The sequence below is a fragment of the Helicobacter pullorum genome, from assembly GCF_900638355.1.
Classification (GTDB): Bacteria; Campylobacterota; Campylobacteria; order Campylobacterales; family Helicobacteraceae; genus Helicobacter_D; species Helicobacter_D pullorum.
Map to the genome: position 1 here is coordinate 564,869 of NZ_LR134509.1, position 26,472 is coordinate 591,340.

Sequence of the window (26,472 nt, forward strand, 5' to 3'; positions counted from 1 at the left end):
GTACTCTAAGTCAAGGGGCAAAGGTTAAAAATTTTAAAAAAATTTAAAATTTTTAAGTAGCACAGGGATAGAATCGCAAAAATAAATATGTAATTTTAGTTACATTTTGTCTAAGAAGCATTATTGCTGTATACATTAGCTTAGTTAAATAATGCGAATATTTCATATTAAAGGATTATTATGCTTGAAAAAACTATGATTAAAACTTTGGCAAAACATTATAAAGGCGGAGATTTTTGTATTGAATTTTGGGATAAAGAGAGAGTGTGCTTTGGGGAGGGAGAACCTAAATTTTGCATAAAGATTCACAAAAAATTACCTCTAAATTTTATAAACCCTAAGCTAAAATAGGATAAAAATTACATTAATTGTTCTATTCTATCTTTTTTGGGAGCAATTTCTGTAATTTGGATTCCAAAGTTTCCATCGACAATAACTACTTCGCCTTTGGCAATTACTTTGTCATCTACTAATACTTCTAAAGGATCATTAGCAAGCTGATTGAGTTCTACAACGCTACCAATATCCATTGCAATGACATCTTTTAAGAGCATCTTTTTTTGCCCGATTCTTACTTTGACTTGCAAACGCACATCAAGAAGCATGGCGATATTTTTTAATCCAGCATTATTGAGTTCGAATTTTTCTTCTTCAGCTTCAGTTTGGGTATTTGCGTCCAAAGCAGCATTATCGCTATCTTCTGCGGTATTAGGGTTGAAAGAGTTTTCAAAACTTGAAGAGAAAGCAAAATAAAGAAAGTCTTGAATGCTGCCAAGATTAAAAGCAAAGGTGTAAAAACCGCTAAAATTTTCTAGCCCCAACTCTGAATCTTCGGTGATAAATTGGATATTTTTGAGTGTGAAGCTTAGTTTTGGTAATTCTTTTTGTGCACCAAGAGAAGTGGAGATGGCTCCAAAAATGTTGGAAGTAATTTCTTTGGTAGCATCTAAATCGTCATTGTCCATTGTATCTTTGGTAGTGCCTTCCCCGCCAAGCATCATATCTGCAAGTGCGGTAGCAACTTTGGGGGAAATAAAAAGTGCTAGATTTGCGTCATTATCGGTTGCAATATCGATTCTTGCTATGGGGGCTTTAATGGATTCTTTGTCTCCATTTTTTTCTTCTAAATGGCTAATATCTGGGGTTTGTCCTAGTAATCCTTCAATGGTTGCAATACTTTCTTGTGTAATGAGTTTTAAAAAATCATTTAACATAATCACTCCTATTCATCTTCAATCTCATTAGCACGAGATTTGCGTTGAGATTCTAGCATTTCTAAAATTTCTTTTACTTGATCTTTTTCTGTTTTGATCATTTCTTTGACTTCGATCGTTTTGCGATAGCGGTGCAAACCAATACTTGCTAGGAATTTTTCTCTCCCATCAACATTGATAATCACCGTGTCATCTGCGGGTCTATCAAGCCTTACAATATCACCACTTTCTAGTTCTAAAATTTCCCTTAGTGTGAGTTTGGTCTCACCTAGCATAGCAGTAACATTGACTTTTGCACCTCCTAGTAGTGCTTGAAGTTCTTTATTACGGGATTTTTTGGAGCTAGTTTCACTTAGCATAATATCGCGACTTGCCAAACGAGAAAGCACAGATTCTAAAGAAATAACAGGATAACAAAGATTCATCATACCGCTACTATGCCCGATGATAATCTCCATAACTACCATAATGACAATTTCATTTTGTGCAACAATTTGTACAACATTAGGGCTAGATTCTTTGACATCTACATTTGGGAAAATTTCTGTAATAGGCGCCCACGCTTCTTTGAGATTTTGCATCATTTGACGCAAAATTGTATCAAGCAAGTTAAGCTCAATATCGCTAAATTCTCTTGTTGATTCATAAGGATCTCCCTTGCCTCCTAAGAGCCTATCAATCATCGGGAATGCAATGCTTGGATTGATTTCTAAAACACCTGTTCCATCAAGGGGTTTCATTGAAAAAACATTGAAGCTAGTAGGACTTGGCAAACTCATAAGAAATTCCCCATAAGTCATTTGATCAACGCTGTGAAGTTGAATCTCTACAATCGAACGCATAATGGCAGAAATTTGACTAGAGAGAGAACGTGCCATTTTGTCGTGTATGCCTCTAAAAGCTCTTAGCTGTTCTTTGCTAACGCGATTTGGGCGTTTAAAATCATATAGTGTAACTTGTCTTTGTTGGATAGCAGTTGGTCGCTCTAATGTCTCTGGCTCTGTCCCTTCATCATCAACCACTTCTAAGAGTGCATCAATTTCTTCTTGACTTAGTATATCAGCCATCTACCCCCCTTTCTTCAAGGTATTTTTTAATTTTTCGTATCACTGCCTTATGAATTTGTGAAACTCTTGATTCAGTAATTTCTAAAATTTCCCCAATTTCTTTAAAATTTAATTCTTCATAATAGTAGAGTTGAATAACTAGTTGTTCATTTTGTGGTGAAGTTTCTAGAATCTTTTGGATAATTTCTATCAACTCTTCTTTTTCAACTTTATTATAGGTTTTATCATCTTGTGAAGCACTTAATTCTTCATCCAAAGGTAGAATCCCATAGATTTCACTAGCATTTCTTGCATCTTTGATTTTTTCTATATCTTCATTTAAAACTTGACTAAGATAGGCATTATCTGGTTCTTCTTGATGTTCATTATAATATTTGGAGATTTCTCTATCGATATTTTTTGTTAGAGTTCTTGAGTAGCGACTCATACAATCAAGCCCTCTTAGATAATCTAGCATAGCACCATGGACTCTTGATTTTGCATAACCCCAAAAAGAATCATTAAGGCTGCTATCGTATTTTCTAGCAAGTTTGATGAGTTCTTCTGTGCCAATAGAGACTAAATCGGCAAATTCTACATTTGCTGGGAGACGCTCTTTTAGCCTAGCAGCAAGAGCTTTGAGGGCAGGTAGATAATCTAGAGCAAGGTTATCTTGATTTTGTTTGATAATGTTTTGATAGCCCTTAGAAGTCTTCAACATTTTCTCGTTCTTTATTGTGTTTGGTTTTAGAGGAGGCATACTTTTCCTCTTCTTCTTCACGCATTGTTTTTTCCATAGTTCTTAAGAAACCACGAATCTTATTAGCGATTTTTTCTCTTTTGTCAAATTCTTGGATATATTCTTCTAAGGTTGCGTTATAAGAAGGTTTTTTGGTGGCTCTTTCTTGTTCATCTACAAATTTCACAAAAAAAGAAACGCTAACTAAAGTAATCAAATAAAAACCTATGGTTGAAACAAGCGTCCAAGCTACAATCATCTCTGGTTCATCAAATTTCAAAAAAGACAATAAAAGTCCAATAAAAAATCCATTGACAATTGCAAAACTTAAGAAGTTATCCATTTTTAGTGACATAAATATCCTTATTTAAAAATGTCCTAAGATTCTTTTGAGGAATTTTCCGAATCTTTTATCTTCTTGCACTAGCACATTTTGTTCCATTTTTGCTGCTAATGTCCTTGCAATCTTTTCTATTTCCATAGAAGCACTGCAGTTTGGCTCTTCTTTTACAAAGATTCCGCGGTTTTTGCTATAATGATTAATCAGCGGATTTTTTGTGAGTTTGCCAAGATAATCTAGGCTAATATTGCCAATATTGCTTTGGGCGATTTTTTGGATTTTTTTGAAAATCATTTCAGCTTCTTCTTGATTTTTAGCCATATTAATAACCATAAAAATTTTATCTTTGAAAGTGGAAGTGAGCTTGATAGTTGCGTATGCATCGGTTATTGCGGCAGGATCTGGAATTGTAAGGACAATAGAATCATCACTATTTTTTAGAAAAGTTTGTGTGTATTCACCAATCCCAGCACCTGTATCAATGAGGACAAAATCTAATCCATCTAGGAAGCTTGAATCTTCTATAAGTGTTTCAAACATAAATTCACTTTTGTAGCGAAAAATATCTGTGCCAGAATCTCCGGGTATTAAATAGAGATTTCTTTCTATTGGGATGATAATATCCTTTAGAGTGGCTTGATTTTTGAGGACATGCAAAAGATTTTTTTCACAACGCACTCCAAAAAGAATATCCAAATTTGCAAGTCCAATATCTGCATCAAAAATTCCAACTTTAAAGCCTAATTGCCAAAGCTTATAAGCTAAGTTTGCACTAAAGGTAGATTTTCCAACGCCACCTTTTCCGCTTGTAATAGTTACAAATTTGGTGTTTATCTTTTTGGGGGAATCCAATAAAAACTCTAAGTTTGCTGCTTGATTTTTCATCTCTAGGCTCGTTTTAGTCCATCAAGTAAGCAATCAATTAAAAAATCACTTGTAGCAACCATCAAATCATTAGGGACTTCTTGACCGATTGAAAAATAACTCGTTGCTTTTTTGGTTTCATAGATGAGAGAAAAAATATTCCCATAGCTATGCGTTTCATCAAGTTTTGTAAAAATGAGTGTATCAATTCCTAATGTTGAAAAAGTGTGATAAATATCTTTTAAGTCTTCGTATTTTGTCGTTGCACTCATCACAAGGCTAACATCGATTTTGGTGTTTGGGTCTGCATTGACAAAATTTTTGAGAGATTCTAGTTTGGCTCTATCATGCTGGGAGCTTCCCACGGTGTCAATTAAGATATAATCGCAATATTTGAGTGAATCAAGTGCATTGATAAATTCTTCTGTATCTACCACCGTATCAATGCTTAGTTTCATTTTTTTGGCATAAAACATCAACTGATCTACTGCACCAATCCGATAAGTATCCAAGGTAATAATACCAACTTTATAGTTTTTATTAAGCATTCTTGAATAGCGGGCTGCAAGTTTGGCTAAAGTGGTGGTTTTTCCAACACCTGTTGGACCAACTAACATCATAATATTTTTTACATTGCTACTAAGATTTTCTGCTCTTGCATAAACCATTTTTCGCAATACTTCTCGGAAGTATCGTTTGATTAGTATAGAATTTTCACGCATTTTAATAGGCATTAATTCCAAAGTTAGCTGCATAATTTTTTCTAAATGTTCTTTTGCCATTCCGCTTGCTTTTGCGATGCGATAAATTTCTGCAAATTCATGAGGGATAATCAAACCTTCTTTTTTTGGTCCTCTTTCTTCCCAAAACATATTTTGAATGAGTTTGATTTTGTCATTGAGTTTGTCAATTTCCCCTCTTATGATTTGGAGATTGACTGAATCTTGAGGATTTTCTTGTTTTTTGGCTTTGGTATTTTCAAGGGAATTAGATGGTGCTTGAGACTTTTCTATTTTTTCATCGCGTGAAGATTTTTCTTTGGGATTATAGGGAGATTTTGGAGGGATTTTTGTATTCACACCGGCAATTTGTGAGATTTGTCGCACTGCATCTGAAAGTTGGAGCGAAACTTCTTCTGGGAGGCTTTGGAGGCTTTGAGCAGCGCGTTTTCTTTCTAGTTCTTTTTGTGCAATGAGTTCTAAGCGTTCGGCGATATTATTGCTTTTGACCAAAGGTAAATTTTCTTTTTGGGCTAATTCTTGTTTTTCTTTGACTTGTTTTAAATCTTCTTCGCTAATAGCAACAGAGATTTCATAATTTCCATCGGCAAGTTTCTTTTGTGAGATGATAGAAAATTCATCGCCTAATTCTTTTTTAGCCTCTGCTAAGGCTAGAGTAGAAGTTTCTGCGGTATAAGTAAATAATTTCATTTGAATCCTTTTAGAGGGATAGTTACGCTCTCTCTTTTTGCCCACTCTTTGTGTGGGATACATAAATGATTAAGAGTTATATTTTTGTTTTTAAAACCCAAAATATCAATATCTAAAGTCCTTGGTGCATTTTTAAAATCTCGTTTGCGTTTTCGCCCAAAATTTCTTTCCAAATACGCACAATGGCTAAAAAAATCAGCATAGCCAAGCCTTGTTTTTAGCCAAATAATACCATTATAAAAATCTGCCTGTTTTGTGTATCCAAAAGCTGGATTTTTCAAAAAAGGAGAAAAAGCAATTATATCATTTTTCTTTTGCAACCTTAAAAAAAGTTTCCAAAAAATTGCCAAAGATTCTCCTTGATTGCTGCCAATTCCTAAAATTACATAAGATTGAATTTTAGAATAGTCTTTGAAATGGCGATAGGGATTTTCTCTGCGGATAAGAAGGAATCTTGGAAGTTTATTAGCAGGCTTTAAGTGGTATTTGGGCTTTGGATAAAGGGGGATAAAACGCCAAAAGTCTTTTTTGATTTCTTTTGTGTGGTAGGTTTTTGTATTGAAATAAGTTTTGGTTTTATTCTCCAAGAATCCTTGCTCCATTTTGTTCTATCACGACCAAATCTTCAATGCGGACACCGTATTTTTGGGGAATATAAATGCCGGGCTCTATGGAAAAAACCATACCTTCTTCAATAATGGTTTTAGAGCGTGGAGAGATGATTGGGAGTTCGTGAATATCTAAGCCAATCCCATGTCCAGTGGAATGCACGAAGTATTTTCCATAACCAGCCTTTTCTATCACACTGCGCGCTAAGGCATCAATTTCACAAGCCAACATTCCTGCTTTTGCGTTTTTAATGGCATTTTCTTGAGCTTTTAAAACAATATCATAGATTTTTTGTAATTCTTTATCTTTGAAGGTTTGTTTTTTGGCAAAGTTAAATCCATCTTTGCTAAAGTATCCTGTCCTTGTCCTATCAGAGCAGTATCTTTTGTATTTTATGCCCGCATCAAAAAGTAGCAAATCTCCCTTTTGGAGAATATCGCTTGAAGGTAGGGCATGCGGTTTTGCTGCATTTCCATTAATGCCAACAATAGGGTTAAAACTCAAATCATATTGACCTTTTTTGCTTAAAAAACTTTGTGATTTAAAATGCAAAAAAGCCTCGCTTCGATTTTTGCCTTTTTTGTCAATCCACTTAGCAAATTTATCAAAGGCTTTAATGTTTAGTTTTTGTGAATATTCAATGAGGTTTATTTCATCTTGTGTTTTGCGGATTCTTTTTTCTTGATGAAAATTTGGCTTTGGCATAAAATTAATTTTTAAATCACTGCTTAGTTTTTCAAACTCATAGACAGAAAATTCTTGAGGATTATAAATAAGAGAGATTTTTTCGTTTTTCTTTAAAATAGTCCTAACGGTGCGTATGAGATTGTGGCTGATGAGAATCTCAATTTCGTATTTATGATTTTTGATATTCTCTTTTGCCTCGACTTCATAGCGTCCATCTGTGATAAAATAACCTTTCTCTCCGATGGCAAGGAAGATTACATTATCGCAACTATAACTCGTTTCAAAATAAACTGCATTTTCATCTTTGATGATAAAATTATCCATATTTTACACTATTTATTGTTCTTGTTGTTTTGCTTGAGCCTCTCTAGCTTGTCTAATAGCTTGAATCTCATTGAGGATTTGTGAGATGCCTTGCAATGCCAAATGATAACCCATTGGACCAAAACCAGCAATCACTCCAGAACATGCTCCAGCTGTGAGACTTTTTTGTCGGAATTCTTCTCTAGCATGGATATTAGAGATATGCACTTCAATAGTTGGTAATCCCACCGCAGAAATTGCATCGCGGATAGCAACAGAAGTGTGGGAATAAGCCGCAGGATTGATAATAATACCTTGGTATTGTCCTAAAGATTCTTGAATCTTATCGACGATTTCCCCCTCAAAGTTGCTTTGAAAAAAATCTACTTCTAGTCCGATTTGTTCGGCGTGTTTTTGGATATTTTGATGAATGGTTTCGAGTTTTGCTGTCCCATAGATTCGCGGTTCTCTAATTCCAAGCATATTTAAATTTGGTCCTTGGATTACAATTACTTTCATAAAAGCTCCTTAATATACAAAGTAAAAAATTTTGGTAATTATAACAAAAAACATAATAATTTCTATTTTGATTTTCTATAAAAGATTTTTTGGTTACTTTTTTGCACAAAGTAAAATAAAAATGATTTTTTCTATACAAGAAAATTGAATATTGTTTGGGAGTGTGTTAGAATAATTTTGTATTAAACATTTTTAAGATTAAGGATAGATTATGAAGAAAATTTTACTTAGTGCATTGGCGGTTAGTTTTGTTTCAGTAGGTTTAATGGCACAAGATGAAACAAAGATTTACAATCCAAAAGCAGAAAAGAATCACCTCGTAATTAAAATGGAGATTTTAGGGGAAAAGGGCAATACCCCAGCAGGTGAGATTGTAGCAGTAGAGACAAAATATGGGGTTGCCTTTTATCCAGATTTAAAGGGTATTGAGAGCGGAATACATGGATTCCATGTGCATGTTAATCCAGATTGTGGAGCTACAGAGAAGGGCTTAGGAATGAAAGCAGGAGGACATTGGGATCCACAAGAGAATAAGGCACATTCTTATCCTTGGGCAGATGAAGGGCATAAGGGAGATTTGCCAGCACTTTATTCTAGCGATAAAAATGAGATTAAAACTCCGGTATTGTCCCCAAAAATTAAAACTTTAGAAGAATTAAAAAATCATTCTTTAATGATTCATGTTGGCGGTGATAATTACCATGATCATCCACAAGTTTTAGGTGGAGGTGGTGCTAGAATGGTGTGTGGAGTTATCCGATAATTTATTTTTTGATTCTTGCATTTTTGAAAGTATAGATTATCTCTATACTTTCATCAATATTTCCTCTTTACCTTTTTGTAAAATTTTGAATATAATTCTTTAATTTTTTGATTTTAGGGAGAATATTTATGAAGATAGCTCTCATAAGCGATTCTTTGTTGCTTGATAGAACTTTGGAGATGTATTTAAAAGATTATTTGACAAGCTATAAACTTTGTGATTTTGTTGTCGCAACGCAACCTGTAGATTCTCAAAAGCCTGTTTTTTTGATTGGTGAATATGAAAATGCAAATTTGCATAAACCTTTTACAAAAGAGATTTTATTACAAGCCCTTGAAGCTTTCTTTATGCAAATAAGAGGGGAACAAGAAGCCAAAGAAGAGGAAGAGATTAAATATACTAATGTAGAGAGTGCAAATTGGAATGAAATGCTAAAAGATGTAGAGATAGAGGAGGAAAAGAAGCCTTTAGATTTGGAACTTCATCAAAAGATTCTTAAAGTGTTAGAAAATTACGCCAAAGAAATCACAATGATAGTGCAAGAGCATTACAAAGAAAAAAATAATGAAAACAAATCAAAATAAGAAGCCTTTATTAAAAGTAATTGGAGGTGCTTTTAAGGGGAGAAATATCAAAATGGCACCCCTAGAAATTACTCGCTCATCTAAAGCGATTTTGAAAGAATCTCTTTTTAATACATTAAATCAAGAAGTGGTGTTGGCAAATTTTGTGGAGTTTTTTGCTGGAAGTGGAAGCATTGGTATTGAAGCACTAAGCAGAGGTGCCAAAAGTGCAATATTCTTTGAACAAAACAAAGAAACTTGTAGAATTTTGGAAGAAAATTTGCAAAATATCTGTCAAGGTTGCCATTATCGTATTGTTTTTGGGGATACTTTTGAAAAATATCAAGAAGCATTGAAGGGCTTAGATTATTTGAGTATAGGGTATTTTGACCCACCTTTTGATATTAGAGAAGGGATGACTGGAATCTATCAAAAATGCTTTAAAATGATAGAAAAACTCGATACCAAAGTTTTTGGAATTGTTATTTTAGAGCATATTTCTAGTTTGGAAATACCGCAATTCATTGGAAGTTTCAAAAAGGTAAAAACAAAGAAATTTGGCAAAAGTAGTTTGAGTTATTTTGTAGCCTAATCAATAAAACTAAAAGGAAAAAAATGCAATATTATGGAAAGCGATACAAAAGCCTAGCTAAAGCGATTTTTAAAGAAGATTTAGCAGGGATTTTGGAAAATGATGAATGGATTTGTGTAGATATTAGAATGCCCGATGACTTCAGGGCTGGACATTTAAAGGGTGCAAAAAACATCACAACACAAGAAGAGTTACAAGAAATACTCGCACTCAATAAAAAGATTCTAATTAATTGCTATTTGGGGCATTCTGCTTCTTTGCTAGGTAGTGATTTGGTAGAAGCAGGATACCAAAATATTTATTTTTTGGACGAAGAAATCGCTCATTGCCTAGAATAGCTACCACAAAATACCTTGAAAACAAAGGATAAGGAAGTATCCACCAAAAATAAGTATTGCAAATAATACAAGGGCTAATCCAAATGCCTTTCCCCCTAGTTTTATAAATTTTTTAAAATCGATTTGTAAGCCCAAGGCAGCCATAGCAAAAACAATACAAAGAGTACAAAGAAGCCTACCGCAATCAATCAAAGATTGCACGCTAAAATTAGCAAAAATTAAAGTTTCTTTGTAAGTGTTCAAAAAAGTATTCAAAACAATAATACCCAAAAAAAGAAAAGCAAAATAGGGAATATCGATTTTTTTGCTAGTGTGGTGAGGATTATTGCTGTGGGAATTATCTTTGGCGACATAATAGCCAACAATTAGCAAAAAGGGCACCAATAAAATTACTCGCATCATTTTGAGGATAATAGCAAGATTTGCAGCACTTTGAGTAAAGGCTCCACTTGTCATATCTTTTGCCATTTCAGCTGCTCCAGCGACATTAGCAACTTCATGCAAAGTAGCTCCCATAAAAAGCCCCATTCCATCGCTATTTAAAAGCGGTATAAATCCACTACTAAAGGCAATAGGGTATAAAAACATCGCAATAAGCCCAAAAACAACGACACTTCCAACTGCAACAACCCCTTTAAAAGAATCAGATTTGAGAGTGGATTCTAATGCCAAAACCGCAGCAGCACCACAAATAGCACTCCCAGCACTTACAAGCATAGAGGTTTCTCTATCAAGTCCAAAAACTTTAACCCCCACAAAAAGACCTACCAAAAATACGACACTAATCACAATAAAAGCAATCAAAAATCCATAAAATCCGATATTATAAAGCTCATTAAAAGTGATATTAAATCCATAAAGAATAATCCCCAAACGCAAGAGTTTTTTAGCACTAAATTGAACCCCAGCTTGTAATGAATGTTGGTATTTAAAAAACCAAGGAGAAAGTATAGCGCCAATGATAATTGCAAATGCAGTGGCTGCCAAATGCGTAGAATCTTGAATCTTTTCTACACTTGCTAGATAAAAAGCCAAAGCTACAATAACTCCGACAAAAAATACTCCCCTAAAGATAGATTGCAAAAAATTTTTAAAATGAATAAGATTTATCATAAAATCCTCCCTTCAATAAATTTTTGGAAATTATATAATTTTGTATCAAATAATAAAAATATATCAATTTTATTAAAACAATAAAAAATATTAATGAAAATTTATTGAAAATGTGGAATAATCCATAAAGAAAAATAAGGAAATAGAATGAAAATAAGAGATTTAGAGATTTTTATAGATTTGTTGCACACCAAAAGTCCCACGCTCACAGCAGAAAACTTCAAAACTACCCAGCCAAATGTTTCAGTGATTGTTAAAAATATCGAAAAAATGTTTGGTATCAAGCTTTTTGAGAGATTAGGCAAAAAGCTTTTGCCTACTACTCAAGCCTTATACCTTGGGGGAATGTGGCTTGAAGTGGTGCAGGGGTATTATTCGAGTTTGGAGGCTTTGGGGGAAGAGGGTGTATTGCTAGGAGAGATTAATATTGTAGCAACACATACCATTGGAGAATATTTTTTGCCTAGAATTTTGTTTGATTTTGCCAAAGAATACCCCAAAGTTAAAATTAATTTTAAAATTTACAATACCAAAGAATGCTTAAGCCTTCTAAAAAATGGTGATGTGGAATTAGCGATTGTAGAGGGGGAAATCGGGCTAGAATATGCTAAAAGCGAGGGGTTAATAAGAGAGGTTTTGTGTGAAGATACTTTGGTGGTGGCAAGCAATGATTTTATTTTGGCTTCTAAGCCTAGATATATTGATGAATTATTAGATAAAAAATGGATTTTTAGGGAGTATGGTTCTGGGCTTAGGGATAGTTTTTTGAATGCTTTGGGGAATCTCAAAAAGGAAATTCCAATTTTTTTGGAGCTAGATAGGACGACAGCGATTAAGGATTTGGTGATTAACAAAGGAGCGATTGCGGTATTCTCAGAAGTGGCTATCAAACAAGAATTGCAGAATGGAATCTTATTCCCTTTGGAAATTATCAATCTAAATTTGGAGAGACATTTTTATAGCCTAAAGCGAAAAAGTCAGCTTCTTAACTCTGTTTTGACGCGTTTTGAAGAATTTGTAAGCGAGGGTTTAAGGGGTATTTAGCACAAAAGATTTAAATTTCTCCCCCCTTTGCTTGTAAGAAGAAAATTGATCCAAACTTGCAGCAGCGGGGGAAAGCATAGCAATACTTTGGGAATTATGGTGTTTTTTAATCTCATTTACAGCGACTTCTAGCGTATAGCAAGGCAAATGGTTAATGTGATATTTTTCTGCTAAATGGGTTAGTTTTTGTGTATTAGAGCCAATGGCATATAGGCTAATTTGGCATAATCGCATAAATTCAAAAAGCGGAGTTAAATCCGCCCCTTTATCATCTCCCCCCAAAATAAGATGAATTTTCTTATCTTTGTAGCGTTTGATAGCCTCCAAAGTCGCATCAAGATTCGTCCCTTTGCTATCATCTACCCATAGGCGATTTTGGTTATCCCAAAATTCTTCTATTTTGTGTTCGCCGATTTTAAAAGAATTGAGCAAATCATAATCAACTTGTTGGAATAAAACCTGTGTTGCACTCAAAGCCAAAAGTGCATCAAGCAAAAAGGGTTCTTGGAAGCGAATTTTTGGAATCTCCAAAAAAAACTCTCTAGCAAGCGATTGTGAATCTTCATAGAAAAAAAGCTTTGCAAGGCTTTTTTGGCAAAAGGAGTGAGATTGTAGAGACTTTGGAAGAATAGCGATTTCTTTATCTTGCATTGTCAAAATAGGCTTGAGCTTATCATTGATATAAGATTCATAATCCCCATGCCAACTGATATGATCTTGTGTAATGGGCAAAAGCAAATAAAGATTAGGTTTAGCAATTTTGGTGTAATGGAGGGTAAAAGAGCTAGTTTCCAAAATCCAAAGCGGTGCATTAGTATCCATATTTGCTAGAGGATTCCCGATATTTCCACCGCTTATAGCCCCTTTGTGTTTTAAAAGATGAGTGAGCATTTGGGTGGTAGTGGTTTTTCCATTTGTCCCGCTAATCCAAATACTAAAAGGCATTTTTGTAGCAAAAAAATCATACTCACTTATGGGGTTAGTAAGTTTTATCATTGCGTTTTGTGGTGGGATTCCCGGTGTGGTGATGATTTGTGCTTGAGGATATTTTTGCAAAGTTTCTTGAAGTTTGTTTGGAGGAAGTAGAGTATTCCCATAAGAATCTTTTGAAATTTGAGTAAAACTATCATCAAAAATACAGCAAGGAGCAAATTTCTCTGCAAGTGCTTTATTAGTTTGCCCATATCCTAGTAAAATAAGCATTCAATCCTCCCTTATCTTAGTTTGATAGTCAAAAGTGCGATGAGGTTACTCATCAAAGCAATAATCCAAAATCGGACGATAATTTTGCTCTCACTTAAGCCCTTTTCTTCAAAATGGTGATGCAAAGGTGCCATCAAAAACAGCTTTTTTCCTCGTGTTTTGTAGCTACCAATTTGCAAAAGCACCGAGAGTGCCTCTATTACAAAAATAAATCCAATCACAAATAGCAAAATTTCATTTTTAGAGATAATTGCCATATAGGCAATCACTCCGCCTAATGCCAAACTTCCACTATCACCCATAAAGACTTGTGCAGGGTGGCAGTTATACCACAAAAAGCCTATTAATGCACCTATCAAAGCAGCAGAGACAACCACAACTTCCCCGCTATCTGGGATTTTTGGATACAAAAGATAGGTGCTAAATACAGAATGTCCTGCAATATACACAAAGATTCCCAAAGAAGTTAAAGCATAAATGGAAGGAATAGTTGCAAGTCCATCTAAGCCATCGGTGAGATTGACTGCATTGCTTGTAGCAACAAACACTAGCGTCCAAAACAAAAGACTAAATAGCCCCCAATCCCAAATAAAATTCTTGAAAAATGGCAAATAAAAATGGCTATCCATACCATAACAATAAAGTCCCAAAGAAACCAAAAAACCGCTTATAGCTTGCAGGGTAAATTTCATTTTTGCACTCATGCCGGCATTTTTTCTTTGTAGCACTTTAGAATAATCATCATAAATTCCAATACTTGAAAACAAAACAAGGCTCATTAAACCAAAGACAACAAAGGCATTATCGAGTTTTGCACACAAAATAGAAGCAACAAGTGTCGCAAATACAAAAATGATTCCGCCCATTGTAGGGATATTGACTTTTTGCTTGTGGTTTTGTGGGGTAAATTGCGAAATGGGCTGATTAGCATTCTTTTTCCTTGCCCATACAATATAATAAGGCATAATAAAAATAGTCAAAAAAAACGCCACAAAAAAAGCAATCGCAGCCCTAAATGTAATATATTGAAACAAATTAATTTCTAAAAAACTATATAAATAATAGATCATCTAAAAACTTTCACAAAAAATTCAAAAAATCAAAAAAATAAGGTAGGATTCTATCTAAATAAACTTTAAAATGGATATAAGATTATGAAGACAATTTTGATAATTACAGATGGCATTGGTGATAGCAAACAAGAAAAATACAACGCTTTTAAGGCAGCAAAGAAGCCTAATTATGAGAGGTTATTCCAAGAAGTCCCTTATGGAATGATTAAAACTTATGGGCTTTCTGTGGGATTGCCTGATGGACAAATGGGAAATTCTGAAGTAGGGCATATGTGTATGGGAAGCGGAAGAATCCTCTATCAAGATTTAGTCAAAATCAATCAAGCAATTCAAAATGGGACACTTTTAGAAAATCCCGCATTGCAATCTTTGCAAAATTGCAAAAGGATTCATCTAGTTGGCTTAATGAGTGATGGCGGAGTGCATTCGCATTTGGAGCATATTTTAGCCCTAGCATTAGGCTTAGAGGGCAAAGGCTATGAGATATTATTGCATCTCATTACAGATGGTAGAGATGTTTTGCCACAAACTGCGTTAAAATTCCTAGAAGAAGTGCAAACAAAAATACAAAATAAAAATATCAAGATTTCTTCGATTAGTGGGCGTTTTTATGCTATGGATAGAGATAATCGCTGGGAGCGGATAGAAGAAGCTTATAATGTCATTGTATGTGCAGAAAATCCACAATCCATTTCACCCCAAGAATATATCCACCAAAGCTACCAAGAGGGCATTTTTGATGAATTTATCAAACCTGCAAGTTTTGATAATAGCGTGATAAAAGCCAAAGATGGCTTAATTTTTGTAAATTTTAGAAGCGATAGAGCAAGAGAGATTGTAAGTGCATTAGGCAATGAAAATTTCAGTGAATTTCAAAGAAAAAAATGGCTCAAAATACCGCTTATCACTATGACGCCTTATGACAAAAATTTTGATTTCCCCATTTTGTTCCCCAAAGAAAATATCCCAAATACACTAGCAGAAGTAATCTCCAAACACCACCTCCGCCAATTCCACACAGCAGAGACAGAAAAATACGCCCATGTTACTTTCTTTTTTAATGGTGGATTAGAAGAGCCATATCCCAATGAAACAAGAGTTTTAATCCCCTCCCCAAAGGTAAAAACTTATGACCAAAAGCCAGAAATGAGTGCCAAAGAAGTAGGGGATTGTGTGCTAAAGGCGATACAAGAAAACTATGATTTTATCGTTGTAAATTTTGCAAATGGCGATATGGTAGGGCATACAGGCGTGTATGAAGCAGCGATAAAAGCAGTAGAAGCAGTAGATAGCGAGATTGGTAGAATCTATGAGAGTGCCAAGCAAAATGGTTATGCCTTTGTCCTTACAAGTGATCATGGGAATTGTGAAGAAATGCAAAATGACAAAGGCGAGATTCTCACCAACCACACGACAGGCGAAGTATGGTGTTTTATCTCCGCACCCAATGTGCAAAAGGTGCAAAATGGAGGTTTAAACAATATCGCACCAAGTATTTTAAAACTGATGGGATTAGAAATACCCAAAGAAATGGATAATCCTTTGTTTTGACAAATAAACATTGAATAGGGCAAATTAAATTTTACTTTTTTGGGTATAAACCATTTGCAAATAAATAAACAAAACACTCATAATAATTAATTTTTAATGACTGCCAATGCCCCTTATAAACACATTTTGCCCCCCCCCCCCCCATTATAAAAGTGATTTTAATAAAATATAAATATTTTATTTATTATTTTAAAGTTAGTTTTATTTTTATAAAATTTCAAATATTTTTTTGTAATTTTCATTATATATTTAAGGAGAATAAATGTCTAACCAAACAAAGAATGCTACCCTAGTGGGGGGGGGGGGGCAAAAGCCTCTAAATAGTCAATCACTAGAAACAAAGAATCCAAAAAATGCTAAAGGTTTAGATTCTAAATCCAAATTAGAATCCAAAAATCCAAACAAGATTCAAACTGCAAAGATTCAAAGAGTTAAAAACACTTATGATTCTATAACTATTCAAAATTCTACAAATTCCCAAAAATCAAAAGAATCTAGCAAAGTAAAATCCCTTATCCGCACGATACCGATTTCTATTGCTTTGGCTTCGGCATTATCAAGTCATGCAGTGGCAGACTGGCAAATTGGACAAGGAGTAAATATTGATTTGAAACAACTTGGGACCATTCAAAATGGTGGCATTATAGTAGATAATGTTAATGTTAAATTTAGCACTTCTCAAGCTGTTGCTAGTGGTTCTTTTCTCTATGGAATTACACAAAATGGTTCTGGGGGCAATCTAACAATCAATGATAATTCAAGCATAGAATTTTATGCATTAAATGGTCCAATGATAAAAATTGATAGAAATGCAACTGCAGGAATAATTACCAATAGTGGAACTATTATTAGAGAACGATTTGGTGGTCTAAACAATTATAAAGTTGCATTTGACTTGGGCGATAATGCTATTGTTAAGGCATTTATCAATACTGGGACAATTTATTGGGAGGGAACTCATGCTATAGCATTATGGCGTGGCTCCAATATTGGAACTATTAGAAATACTGGGACAATACAGAGTGAAGGGGCTGTAATAAATTCAGGTAATAATGCAACCATTGGCTCCATAGAGTTTGATGGGGGACTTATACAACGCATTACCAGTGCGGGTTCAATAGGTAATGCTGTTGCAACAACAGGCGATGTGATAAGTCTTACAAATGCTAATATCGGCACAATCACTATGTCTAATTCTGCTTCAATCCATGGTAATATTTCTTTATCTGGCACTAGAATTACTGATAAAATTTCTTTCAGCGATTCCAATATGACGGGCAATATTTCTTTATCTCGCACTACAATTACTGATAAAATCTCTTTTGGTGATTCTAATATAACAGGTAATATTTCTTTGGGTGGCTCCCGAATTGCCAATGGAATCTCTATTGATGGCTCTAACATTAGTGGTAATATCTCTCTTGCAGTTAACAATGGCACTAACTCTACCATTACCAATGGATTCTCTATTGACAACTCTAAAATCACAGGCAATATCACTTTAGCCAATCAATCCACTATTGCCAATGGATTATCTCTATCTGGTAATTCCACTATAGCAAATCTCAATCTCACCGAAAGAGGCAATATAGATACCCTTTCTTTGAATCAAGGAACAATCACAGGGAATATTTCACTAACAGGTAATGCAAATGGAACAGATACTAATACAGCAACCATAGGGGAAATCACTTTAGCAAATAACTCTACAATTACAGGAAATATTAGTGTAAAAGGTGATGGAGCTAGCACTAATGCTAATGCCAAAATAGGAAACATTACTTTAGAAGATGGCACAGGTATCGGAGGAAGTATTGCAGTTGGTGATTCTAATGGTGCTGCTAATACTAATGGGGAGATTGCAGGTATTACCCTATATGGCAACAGCACTATTGCAGGTGGAATCATTAACAACGCTAATGGAAACATAGGCACAATTGTTTCTAATACCGGAACTAATATTAATAATACAATCACTAATCATGGAACCATAGGAAGTTTAGAAGTCAATAATCAAGGAACCATTGTTTATAAAAGTGATAATGGTATTATCACAGATGCTCTTAGTGTAGCAAGTGGTGCTACTTTGGATATTAAAAATACTAGCAATAACACAGGAACTATTGAACTAAAAAGTGATAGTGCAACCTTAGAAGATGGCTCTACTCTAAACTTAGCAAATGGCTCTACTCTAGTAGGACATTTAAAAAATAGTGGTAATTTAGGTAGTTGGACTAATTATAGTAATATTCAAGGGCATTTTATCAATACAGGAACTATTGATGAATTAGATGCAGGAAATATTGCAGAGTATCTACAAAATTCAGGTGTTATCCACATACTTAAACAAGGAAAAATCACAGGCACATTAAATAATACAGGAACCATTGGAGAATTAAACACGAGTGTAATTAATTATAATGGCATTACTAACACAGCAACTATTGCAGGAGCAGGACATTATGGAATCCTAAATATTGATAAAAATACCATAATGGATAATAACAACACTATTACCAATGCTTTAAAAGTAGATAAAAATAATTTAGGAAATGGCTATACTCTTACTATCAACAATGGTGGAAGTGGTGGTAATGGAACAATTTATATTAATTTTGATACTGATGCACAAGTAGGGACAATTAATAACCTAGGAACTATCTTAGGAAGTATTGATAATCAAGCTAACTCTATTATTAAAACCTTTAACACAGGAAGTATTAGTGGAAGTATTATCAATAATGCTAGTGCTACAATAGAAACTTTAAATGTTACAGGAAATGTAACTAATGGAATCAGAAATGATTCAAACATTGGTTCTTTAATAGTTGAAGAAAGTGTAAGTTATAGTGGAAATGGTAGTATTACCAATAAAATTAATGTAGAAAGTGGAGATACATTAACTATCGGAAGTGGAAGCGATACCCTAAACTTCCATGCAACTAATGGAACCATTAATAATGCAGGAACCATTAATGGAAATATTACTAATATTGCAGATTCTATTCTTACAGACTTCACCAACTCTGGAAGCATTAGTGGAACATTTACTAATAAAGGACATATTGTAAAATTTGTCAATGAAAGCACAGGTAGCATTAATAATTTTGTCAATGATAACACCATTTCTTTCTTTGAAAACAATGGAATTATTACAAGCTTTAATGGTAATAATGGAACAATCTATGGAGTTATCAATTCAAAAACTATCACAAATGGCTTTGAAAATGTTGCAACTTCTTTGTGGAATAAAGAAAATGCTTTAATTGATGGCAATGTTGCTCTAAAAGGAACAAAGCAAGATTGTAGCGATGATATTTGTAAATTTTCTGATTTAATCAATGAAGGAACTATTACAGGGAATGTTACAAATGAGGCAGGCAAAGAAATTAATTTAGTAGAAAACACAGGAACCATTGGAGGAAGTATTGCTAACTCTGGAAGCATTAATACCTTTGAAGTTTCAGGAACTATTGCTAATGGTATTATTAATAATGATAATGCCTCAATTTCTTCTATTACGATTAAGGAAGGTGCTAATTTAGGAAATAGTGGAATTACTAATAATTCTAATATTGGCACTTTAAAAGTGTATGAAAGTGTAACTTACAATGGCAATGGCAATGGAAGTGATAGAATCACTCAAGCCCTAGTAGTAGCAAAGGATAAAACTTTAACTATTGGAAATAGTGGAACTCTCTCTTTTGAATCTACTAATGGAACCATTGATAATGCAGGAACCATTGCAGGTAATCTTTTAAATGTGAGTAAATCTACTCTTGATACTTTTAATAATAGTGGAACCATTAATGGAAATATTAACAATGAAGGAACAATCACTTCTATTGATAACTCTGGAGTAATTACAGGAGAAATTGTTTCTGGAAGTAGTGGTCAAACAAGCCAAATTGATAAAATCATTAATACAGGAACTATTGGAACTGCTAAAACCAAAGTAGCAACCTTTAAAACTCTTGTAGCTTCTAATCAAGATGTTTCAAGTAACTTTAGTGATGCTATCTCTTTAAATACCATTACTACCACAGAAATTAGTAATGGGGGATTAATCAATGGAAATATAAGAGTAAAAGGACAATCCGATATTCAAGAACTTAATAATACAGACACCATTGCTGGTTGTATTATCCTAGAGGGTGGTAAAATAGGAAATATCAATAACACTAATGGAGCCATTGCAAATTGTATGCAATTTAGTAATGGAGCTAATGTAGATAATCTTAATAATAGTGGAACTATTAAAGATAAAATCACTAATGATTCTGGAAGTATTACTGTTAATAATAGTGGAAGTGGAAGCATTGGTGAAATCATTACAAGTAATGGAGGAAATACAAATATTTCTAATGGTAAAAATGGACATATTGACTTAATTACTAATACAGGAAGTAATTCAACTACTAATATCATTGAATGGAATGCAGGAAATGCAGATAATCCAAATAACCCTATTAAAGTAGCAGGAGATAATCTAGGTGGAATTAATACAGGCACTATTTATGTAGATGTTACTCCGGGTAAAGTTTATGATGTTGAGCAAATTGTAACTGATGGAAATGGAAGCGGAGTTGATTCAAGTGGAGATTCTCTAGCAGATCAATTAAACAATGGACAAGGTATCTTTGATTCATTAGATACTATTTCTGGTATTTTTGATTTTGTTGATGAAGGCAATGGTAAATACAGCGTAGGCTTAGACACTCAAGAACTCTCCGGTAAAACTCTAGGTGCTTCTTTAATCTATTCATCAAGAATACGACAGATTGATACTAATAATATGCTAAGAGAAATTAATGTTAAAAACTTTAAAACAGACTTTGAAATATTAGAGCAAAGAGAAAGATTAAAAAACCAACAAGCTCTCTTAGAAAACTACAAACAACAAAGAGAATCTTATCTGAATGGATTAACCAAAGACAATAAAGAATTAAAAAGAGTAAGTTCTAAAGAATCTACTTCTTTAAGCACTTATGCTAATAATTCTAATATAAAAAGTGATGCAATAGAAGTAGTGGATTATTATAACAAAGATGCTCTAGCAAGCCTAGATAATCTTCAAGCAACCACTAAAGCTAATCAAGAAACTTATTCTAATTTAGATCTCTTAAGAGAGCTTGATGACATCTTCATTAGCCATACAGGAGATAAGGATAATCTCTATACCTTTGCACTCCCTTATACAAGATACACTTCAGCACAATTAGATGGAGGAGTAGGAACTCTAAAATCTCATGCATCAGGTATCCTAGCAGGAGCACAAGCAAAACTACCTAGTGAGAGAGGAATATTAGGAATCTACTTTGGATATGAAAGTTCAGATAAACAAGTAGGACAACAAAGATTAGACTTTGATGAAAAAGTTTATTATGGAGGATTAACTTATTATAATGTTTTTGCAAGAAAAGGAGTAAGTGAATATTATCTCTCTGCTAATACAAGAATAGATAAAGGGGATACAGACTTATATAAAACCTATCGCTCTGGAAGCACTACTATTAATTCTCAAGTAGATTCTTATGGATATGGTGCAGATTTAAAAGTAGGGGCTAATTATTATAATATCTATAATAACTCTGTTCTTTCTCCAGAGATTGGAATTAGTTATCAAGGAATTAGTACAGATTCCTTTAGACTAAGACACCTAGGAGGAGTAAGTGAGCATTATTATACACAAGATGTTAATTTCTTTGATATTAGTGCCTCACTTAGATGGCAAAGAGCATGGAATAATGTGTTTAAAACAATGGCTTCTTTAGGTGCAATGTATAATGTTTATAATGATGCTAAAGGAAGTGGAGTTATTGCTGGATTAAAACAATCTGCTGATATTAATGTAGAAGAACTCTATGGAACTACTCAAGTAGGAATAAGCTATGCTTTAGGAGAGAATGCTAACATTGCTTTAAACTATAGTGGTATCTTTGCAAATGGAGTTCAATCTCATGCAGGGTATATTAGATTAGGAGTGTGGTGGTAGAACACTCACTCTTAAAGTGAGAAAATTCTTGTAAAAGACTTTAGAAACGAGATTAACCTATTCAAGATATTTTTATAGATAAACTTTATACTAAAGTTTCTTTTACAAGATAGACTTAGAATTAAAAAGTTAAACTTTGATTTCTTAGATTTATTGAAGTTTTTTAATTTCTTAGATTTTTTTAATTTCTTGTAATAGATGAGATTAATTTATTTAAGATATTTTTATAGATAAGCTTTATACTAAAGTTTCTTTTACAAGATAGACTTAGAATTATAAAATTGAAGCAAATCAAATTTAATTCAATCATTGATTCATTCAGATTCAATTTAATCATTGATTGATTAATTGAAGCAATTAAGTTTAATTCATTCATTAATCAAATTGAATTGAATCAAATTGAATTGAAAAGATGAGATTTAATTCTTTTAAAATTCTTGTAAAAGATAAGCTTTATACTAAAGTTTCTTTTACAGGATAAACTTAGAATTATAAAGCTAAACTTTGATTTCTTAGATTTCTTGAAGCTTCTTTTACAAGCTAAACTTTCATTTATCAAAGATTCTTTTATAGAATCTTTGCTTCTCTTTAATATTGAATTTAATAATAAGCTAGGCATTATTCTTTTGCTTGGCTTAGTTTGATTATAACTAATATCTAACATAATTAATGCAAACAATATAATCAATAGCTAATGTAATGAATTAGTGTAGAGGTTTGATTCTAGGATTTGAGAATTGAATCATTATTGTTGAAATTTGAATCTTTGCAATTCTTGAATCTAATCATTAGAGGATTTATCTAAACTTTGGGGGTTGAATCAAGAATCTTTAATCTATTCAATGGGAGGTTAGGAAATGTTTAGCGGGAAGTTATCAGCTGGTAGAACTTCTCCGATGATTTTTGCATAGGTAACGCCCTCATTTTTGAGTTCATTAAGCAATTCTTGGGCTTGATTTTGTGGAGTGGCAAACACTAAACCGCCGGAAGTTTGTGCATCAAAAAGTAGAATTTCTAAATTTTGGTAGATTGAATTAGGAGTGAGTTTAAAATGGCAGTGTTTGGCAATGGCTTTTTGGTTAGAATGGCTGCCGCCGGGGATAATCCCCATTCGTGCAAACTCTATGGCTTCTTGTAAGAGGGGAATTTGATTAGAATAAAGATGAAGTGAAATAGAGGGATTTGTCATTTCGTATAAATGCCCCAAAAGTCCATAGCCTGTAATATCGGTGCAAGAGTGAATGGTGTATTTGGAGGCGATTTTGGCGGCTTTTTGGTTGAGTGTTGCCATAATCTCTGAAATTTTGACTTGAGTTGGAGAATCTAGCATATCTGCTTTGAGGGCAGTTGTCAAAATACCCATTCCAATGGGTTTAGTCAAGATTAGCACATCGCCTATTTGAGCGGTATTGTTGTGCCAAATTTTTTGAGGGTGAATGATGCCTGTAACGCTTAAACCATATTTTTGTTCTTTATCAGCAATTGTGTGCCCGCCAAGTAAGACACCGCCAGCTTCTTTGATTTTGGATAATCCCCCTTCCAAAATAGCCTCTATCATTTGAGAATCCAAATGGCAATTATCCCACATTAAGAGATTTAGAGCGGTTTTGACTTCTCCCCCCATTGCATAAATGTCGCTTAGGGAATTTGCTGCTGCAATTTGTCCATAAGTGTAAGGATCATTGACAAGTGGCGTAATGAAATCTGCACTTTGCACAATTGCAAGTTCATCGCTGATTTTATAGATTCCGGCATCTTCGTTTCCGCTGAAACCAACAAGAATATTTGAATCTTCGTTGTTTTTGAGTTTGCAAGAGAGATGTGATAGATCTTCCAGACCTACTTTTGCAGCTCAACCAGCGGACTGGACAAAATGGGTGATTTTTATATTTTCCATTTAGCTTTTTAGATTCTCCATAATTTTTGAATATTTTAGCAATTTTTGACTTATTTTTATAATAAAATATAGCAATTCAAAATGAAAGGTTATTTTATGGAATTTTTGGCATTAGAGCCTTTGAATATTCTCGGACTTTTGGGGGTTGGAATACTCTCTGGAATCTTGGCTGGGTTTTTTGGAATCGGGGGTGGAGCGATTATTGTGCCTATGATGATTTTGTTTGGGAATGATATTAAAATCGCTATTGGAATTTCAATTATGCAAATGATTTTTTCCTCCATTTATGGCTCTTATGTGAATTACAAAAAGAGAAATCTTGATTTTAAAGATGGGGTTTTTGTAGGGATAGGGGGATTAATAGGCGCTTCTTTTAGCGGAGTGATTGTTGATAATGTGCCTTCAAATATTTTGGAAATTGTTTTTACTTGTTTTATTGTTTATAGTATTATAAAGTTTTTTAGGGCAAATGCTTATGGGGGAGAGCGGAAGATTGATGAGGGGAGAAATTCTGCGTTATTTTTGATTGCTGGGGGTTGTGTGGTTGGAATCTTTGCGATTTCTTTGGGAATTGGTGGCGGAATGATGCTAGCACCACTTTTGGCGTATTATTTGGGATATAGTTCCAAAAAAATCGTTCCTATATCTTTGTTTTTTGTGATTTTCTCTTCTGTATCTGGCTTCACTTCTTTGGCATTGCATGGGTATGTGGATTATAAGCAAGGCTTTCTTGTAGGGATTGCCTCTTTGATTGGAGTTAGGATTGGGATTTGGATTTTGAGTATAATTGATGCAAAAAAGCACAAATACGCACTTTTGGCGATGTATGTATTTGTGCTAGCAATTATGCTTGAAAAAATGATTGTTTAGCTTTCTGGCTTCTCTTCTTCCTCTTCTTTGATTGCTTCAAGGGCAAGATTTGAAAGGGTTGTAGCGATTTCTCGTGTGGAATTAATCACTCCATAAAGCCCCATTGCTTTAAGCTCGGCTTCTAGTGCATTATCTCTTGTTTGGACGATGATTTTGGTATAGCGGGATAGAGAGATGATGTGCCTGCAAGCTTTTTCTATTTCCACAGGGGATTCAATGCAAAGAATAATAGCAGTAACTTTTTCAATCTCAATTTCCCTAAAAATCATCTTATCTGTAATGTTCCCATAAATGATTTTATCACCTTGAATAATGCCTTTTTCTACTCGTTCATAATTAGAATCTACCCCAAAAATTTCTATATCATAATCTTTGAAAAATTGAAAGATTTTTTGTCCCACAAGTCCATAACCGCAAACCACAATGCGTTTTTTTGTATTTTCTTCTTGTTCTTGATTGTCTTCGGTTTGTTTTTTGGTAAATTTTTGTGGAATACGCATTAATTTTAGGGCAAATGCGGTGCATTTATCAAGATTATCCAAAATAAAAGGCGTGGCTATCATAGAGAAAATCACCATAAGGGTTAAGAATTGATGAATCTCAGTGGAGGTAATAGAGGCAAAAAATTCTGCGCCAAAAATATATTTTAAGATTCCGCCATCTAATTGTAAATTGAGGATTTTGTGCTGACTTGCAAGCAAGAAAATGGCAAAAGAAAATTCCCCGATTTGTGAAAGAGAAAGGGCGATTTTCATAGCGATTTTTGCACCTCTAAAGAAGCTTAGAAAAATAAACATAATGAGGGTTTTGGCAAATAGGGTTAGGGCAACTAAGATAAGAATAATTGCAAAATATTTTACCAAAAATGCAATATCAACTTGCATTCCAATAGTGATGAAAAATATCCCCAACAAAAGGTCTCGGAAATACACCAAAACAGAAGCAACTTGGTATTTATAAGGAGTGCTTGAGATAATCATACCAGATAAAAATGCACCCAAAGTCAAAGAAAAACCAAAATATTGACTAAGATAAGCAGAACCTAAGACGATAAGAAACACAGTTCCTACGAAAATTTCATCGGTTTTCATTTTGGCAGAATATCTTAAGATGAGTTTTGCTAAGAATCTACCCGGCAATAAAAGCAAGATAACAACAATAACAGCAGAGATACCAGTGGTAATCATAAGGTCGCTTAAAGCAAGATTTTTGCTGCTTAGAAGCTTAATCATCAAAAGAATAGGAATAACCGCTAAATCTTGGAAAATCAAGATACCAACAGAAGCCACTCCATAAGAAGTTTTGGTTTGGTTGATTTCATTGAGATGCTTTAGGACAATAGCAGTAGAGGAGAGGCTAACTGCACTTGCTACGATGATAGAAGTATCAAAATTGAAACCAAAAATAAAATAGCAAATTGAAAAAAAGGTAAGCATAGAAAGCCCGATTTGCAAACCACCAAATAAGAAAACTTCCTGCTTGATAGAGGACATTTTTTTGAAACTAAAATCAAGCCCTATCATAAACATTAAAAAAACAATTCCTAATTCTGCAATACCATTTAAATCCGCAGAATCTTCAACGCGGAAGTGGAATACATAGGCGGTTAGAACCCCTGTAACAATATAACCAATAATGGTAGGTATTTTGAGTTTATTTAAAATAATGCCAGAAACAACAGCCATTGCAAGAACGCAAACAATAACAAATAAAGTATCG

The 26,472-nt window shown here is 33.9% G+C and carries 23 protein-coding genes; 9 read left to right on the top strand and 14 right to left on the bottom strand.

Annotated features, from left to right (window positions below; all coding sequences use genetic code 11):
• Window positions 1–180: 180 nt before the first annotated feature.
• The gene (locus tag EL247_RS08520) at window positions 181–351 is read left to right on the top strand and encodes a hypothetical protein (protein ID WP_155451960.1); all 171 of its coding nucleotides are present in this window, start codon (window positions 181–183) and stop codon (window positions 349–351) included.
• An 8-nt stretch (window positions 352–359) separates the two neighbouring features.
• Here EL247_RS08520 and fliY read toward each other — a convergent pair whose 3' ends face one another.
• From fliY to aroQ, 9 genes are read right to left on the bottom strand one after another with little or no spacing between them, the layout of a single operon-like run.
• The gene (gene fliY / locus EL247_RS02910; protein ID WP_104745838.1) at window positions 360–1,214 is read right to left on the bottom strand and encodes a flagellar motor switch protein FliY; all 855 of its coding nucleotides are present in this window, start codon (window positions 1,212–1,214) and stop codon (window positions 360–362) included.
• Between the two features lie 8 nt (window positions 1,215–1,222).
• Window positions 1,223–2,281, bottom strand: coding sequence for a flagellar motor switch protein FliM (fliM, locus tag EL247_RS02915; RefSeq protein WP_005022609.1), 1,059 nt, complete (start codon window positions 2,279–2,281; stop codon window positions 1,223–1,225).
• Window positions 2,274–2,981 carry an RNA polymerase sigma factor FliA gene (locus EL247_RS02920; protein WP_104745837.1) on the bottom strand — a complete coding sequence of 236 codons (708 nt, stop codon included), beginning with the start codon at window positions 2,979–2,981 and terminating at the stop codon, window positions 2,274–2,276. Before EL247_RS02920 ends, fliM begins: the two co-directional genes overlap by 8 nt.
• Entirely contained in the window at window positions 2,965–3,354 is a 390-nt protein-coding gene (locus EL247_RS02925) for a hypothetical protein (RefSeq protein ID WP_104745836.1), read from the bottom strand. The genes EL247_RS02920 and EL247_RS02925 overlap by 17 nt, the downstream gene beginning before the upstream one ends.
• A 12-nt stretch (window positions 3,355–3,366) precedes the next feature.
• Window positions 3,367–4,224, bottom strand: a complete 858-nt coding sequence (locus tag EL247_RS02930) for a P-loop NTPase (protein WP_005022613.1) — start codon at window positions 4,222–4,224, stop codon at window positions 3,367–3,369.
• Between the two features lie 2 nt (window positions 4,225–4,226).
• Complete coding sequence (gene flhF / locus EL247_RS02935; RefSeq protein WP_126441965.1) at window positions 4,227–5,633, bottom strand: flagellar biosynthesis protein FlhF; 1,407 nt, start codon at window positions 5,631–5,633, stop codon at window positions 4,227–4,229.
• Window positions 5,630–6,235 carry a 2-amino-4-hydroxy-6-hydroxymethyldihydropteridine diphosphokinase gene (gene folK, locus EL247_RS02940; RefSeq protein WP_060663182.1) on the bottom strand — a complete coding sequence of 202 codons (606 nt, stop codon included), beginning with the start codon at window positions 6,233–6,235 and terminating at the stop codon, window positions 5,630–5,632. Before folK ends, flhF begins: the two co-directional genes overlap by 4 nt.
• On the bottom strand, window positions 6,210–7,253 hold the full coding sequence (locus tag EL247_RS02945; RefSeq protein ID WP_126441966.1) for a M24 family metallopeptidase: 1,044 nt from the start codon (window positions 7,251–7,253) through the stop codon (window positions 6,210–6,212). The genes folK and EL247_RS02945 overlap by 26 nt, the downstream gene beginning before the upstream one ends.
• Before the next feature lie 12 nt (window positions 7,254–7,265).
• Window positions 7,266–7,751 carry a type II 3-dehydroquinate dehydratase gene (gene aroQ / locus EL247_RS02950; RefSeq protein ID WP_005022618.1) on the bottom strand — a complete coding sequence of 162 codons (486 nt, stop codon included), beginning with the start codon at window positions 7,749–7,751 and terminating at the stop codon, window positions 7,266–7,268.
• Between the two features lie 211 nt (window positions 7,752–7,962).
• Between aroQ and EL247_RS02955 the strand changes: the two genes are divergently transcribed.
• The 4 genes from EL247_RS02955 to EL247_RS02970 all read left to right on the top strand — a co-directional run bounded on the left by EL247_RS02955 (window position 7,963) and on the right by EL247_RS02970 (window position 10,007).
• Window positions 7,963–8,514 (top strand): superoxide dismutase family protein, encoded by a 552-nt coding sequence (locus EL247_RS02955; protein WP_005022620.1) that lies wholly within the window; start codon window positions 7,963–7,965, stop codon window positions 8,512–8,514.
• Between the two features lie 128 nt (window positions 8,515–8,642).
• Entirely contained in the window at window positions 8,643–9,098 is a 456-nt protein-coding gene (locus EL247_RS02960) for a hypothetical protein (RefSeq protein WP_060661680.1), read from the top strand.
• Complete coding sequence (gene rsmD / locus EL247_RS02965) at window positions 9,079–9,669, top strand: 16S rRNA (guanine(966)-N(2))-methyltransferase RsmD (RefSeq protein ID WP_005022623.1); 591 nt, start codon at window positions 9,079–9,081, stop codon at window positions 9,667–9,669. Before EL247_RS02960 ends, rsmD begins: the two co-directional genes overlap by 20 nt.
• Before the next feature lie 23 nt (window positions 9,670–9,692).
• Window positions 9,693–10,007, top strand: a complete 315-nt coding sequence (locus tag EL247_RS02970; protein WP_126441967.1) for a rhodanese-like domain-containing protein — start codon at window positions 9,693–9,695, stop codon at window positions 10,005–10,007.
• Here the strand turns inward: EL247_RS02970 and EL247_RS02975 are convergent, their stop codons facing one another.
• Complete coding sequence (locus tag EL247_RS02975; RefSeq protein WP_126441968.1) at window positions 10,008–11,120, bottom strand: putative sulfate exporter family transporter; 1,113 nt, start codon at window positions 11,118–11,120, stop codon at window positions 10,008–10,010.
• Between the two features lie 147 nt (window positions 11,121–11,267).
• Between EL247_RS02975 and EL247_RS02980 the strand changes: the two genes are divergently transcribed.
• Window positions 11,268–12,164, top strand: coding sequence for a LysR substrate-binding domain-containing protein (locus EL247_RS02980; protein ID WP_005022626.1), 897 nt, complete (start codon window positions 11,268–11,270; stop codon window positions 12,162–12,164).
• Here the strand turns inward: EL247_RS02980 and murD are convergent.
• Together murD and mraY are read right to left on the bottom strand one after the other, a co-directional pair.
• Window positions 12,150–13,367 (bottom strand): UDP-N-acetylmuramoyl-L-alanine--D-glutamate ligase, encoded by a 1,218-nt coding sequence (murD, locus tag EL247_RS02985; RefSeq protein ID WP_126441969.1) that lies wholly within the window; start codon window positions 13,365–13,367, stop codon window positions 12,150–12,152. The two genes, EL247_RS02980 and murD, sit on opposite strands and share 15 nt — an antisense overlap.
• Window positions 13,368–13,378: 11 nt before the next feature.
• Entirely contained in the window at window positions 13,379–14,437 is a 1,059-nt protein-coding gene (gene mraY, locus EL247_RS02990; protein ID WP_126441970.1) for a phospho-N-acetylmuramoyl-pentapeptide-transferase, read from the bottom strand.
• 84 nt (window positions 14,438–14,521) lie between these two features.
• Between mraY and gpmI the strand changes: the two genes are divergently transcribed.
• Both gpmI and EL247_RS03000 read left to right on the top strand, forming a co-directional pair.
• Entirely contained in the window at window positions 14,522–15,991 is a 1,470-nt protein-coding gene (gene gpmI, locus EL247_RS02995) for a 2,3-bisphosphoglycerate-independent phosphoglycerate mutase (protein WP_126441971.1), read from the top strand.
• A 262-nt stretch (window positions 15,992–16,253) separates the two neighbouring features.
• Window positions 16,254–21,986: a hypothetical protein gene (locus EL247_RS03000; RefSeq protein WP_126441972.1), complete on the top strand. Its 5,733-nt coding sequence runs from the start codon at window positions 16,254–16,256 to the stop codon at window positions 21,984–21,986.
• An 850-nt stretch (window positions 21,987–22,836) separates the two neighbouring features.
• Here EL247_RS03000 and selD read toward each other — a convergent pair.
• Window positions 22,837–23,823, bottom strand: a complete 987-nt coding sequence (gene selD / locus EL247_RS03005) for a selenide, water dikinase SelD (RefSeq protein WP_232019786.1) — start codon at window positions 23,821–23,823, stop codon at window positions 22,837–22,839.
• Between the two features lie 156 nt (window positions 23,824–23,979).
• Between selD and EL247_RS03010 the strand changes: the two genes are divergently transcribed.
• Window positions 23,980–24,753 (top strand): sulfite exporter TauE/SafE family protein, encoded by a 774-nt coding sequence (locus EL247_RS03010; protein WP_065830390.1) that lies wholly within the window; start codon window positions 23,980–23,982, stop codon window positions 24,751–24,753.
• On the opposite strand, the gene EL247_RS03015 is transcribed toward EL247_RS03010, so the two are convergent.
• The gene (locus tag EL247_RS03015) at window positions 24,750–26,438 is read right to left on the bottom strand and encodes a cation:proton antiporter domain-containing protein (protein ID WP_126441974.1); all 1,689 of its coding nucleotides are present in this window, start codon (window positions 26,436–26,438) and stop codon (window positions 24,750–24,752) included. The genes EL247_RS03010 and EL247_RS03015 overlap by 4 nt on opposite strands.
• Between the last annotated feature and the right edge of the window lie 34 nt (window positions 26,439–26,472).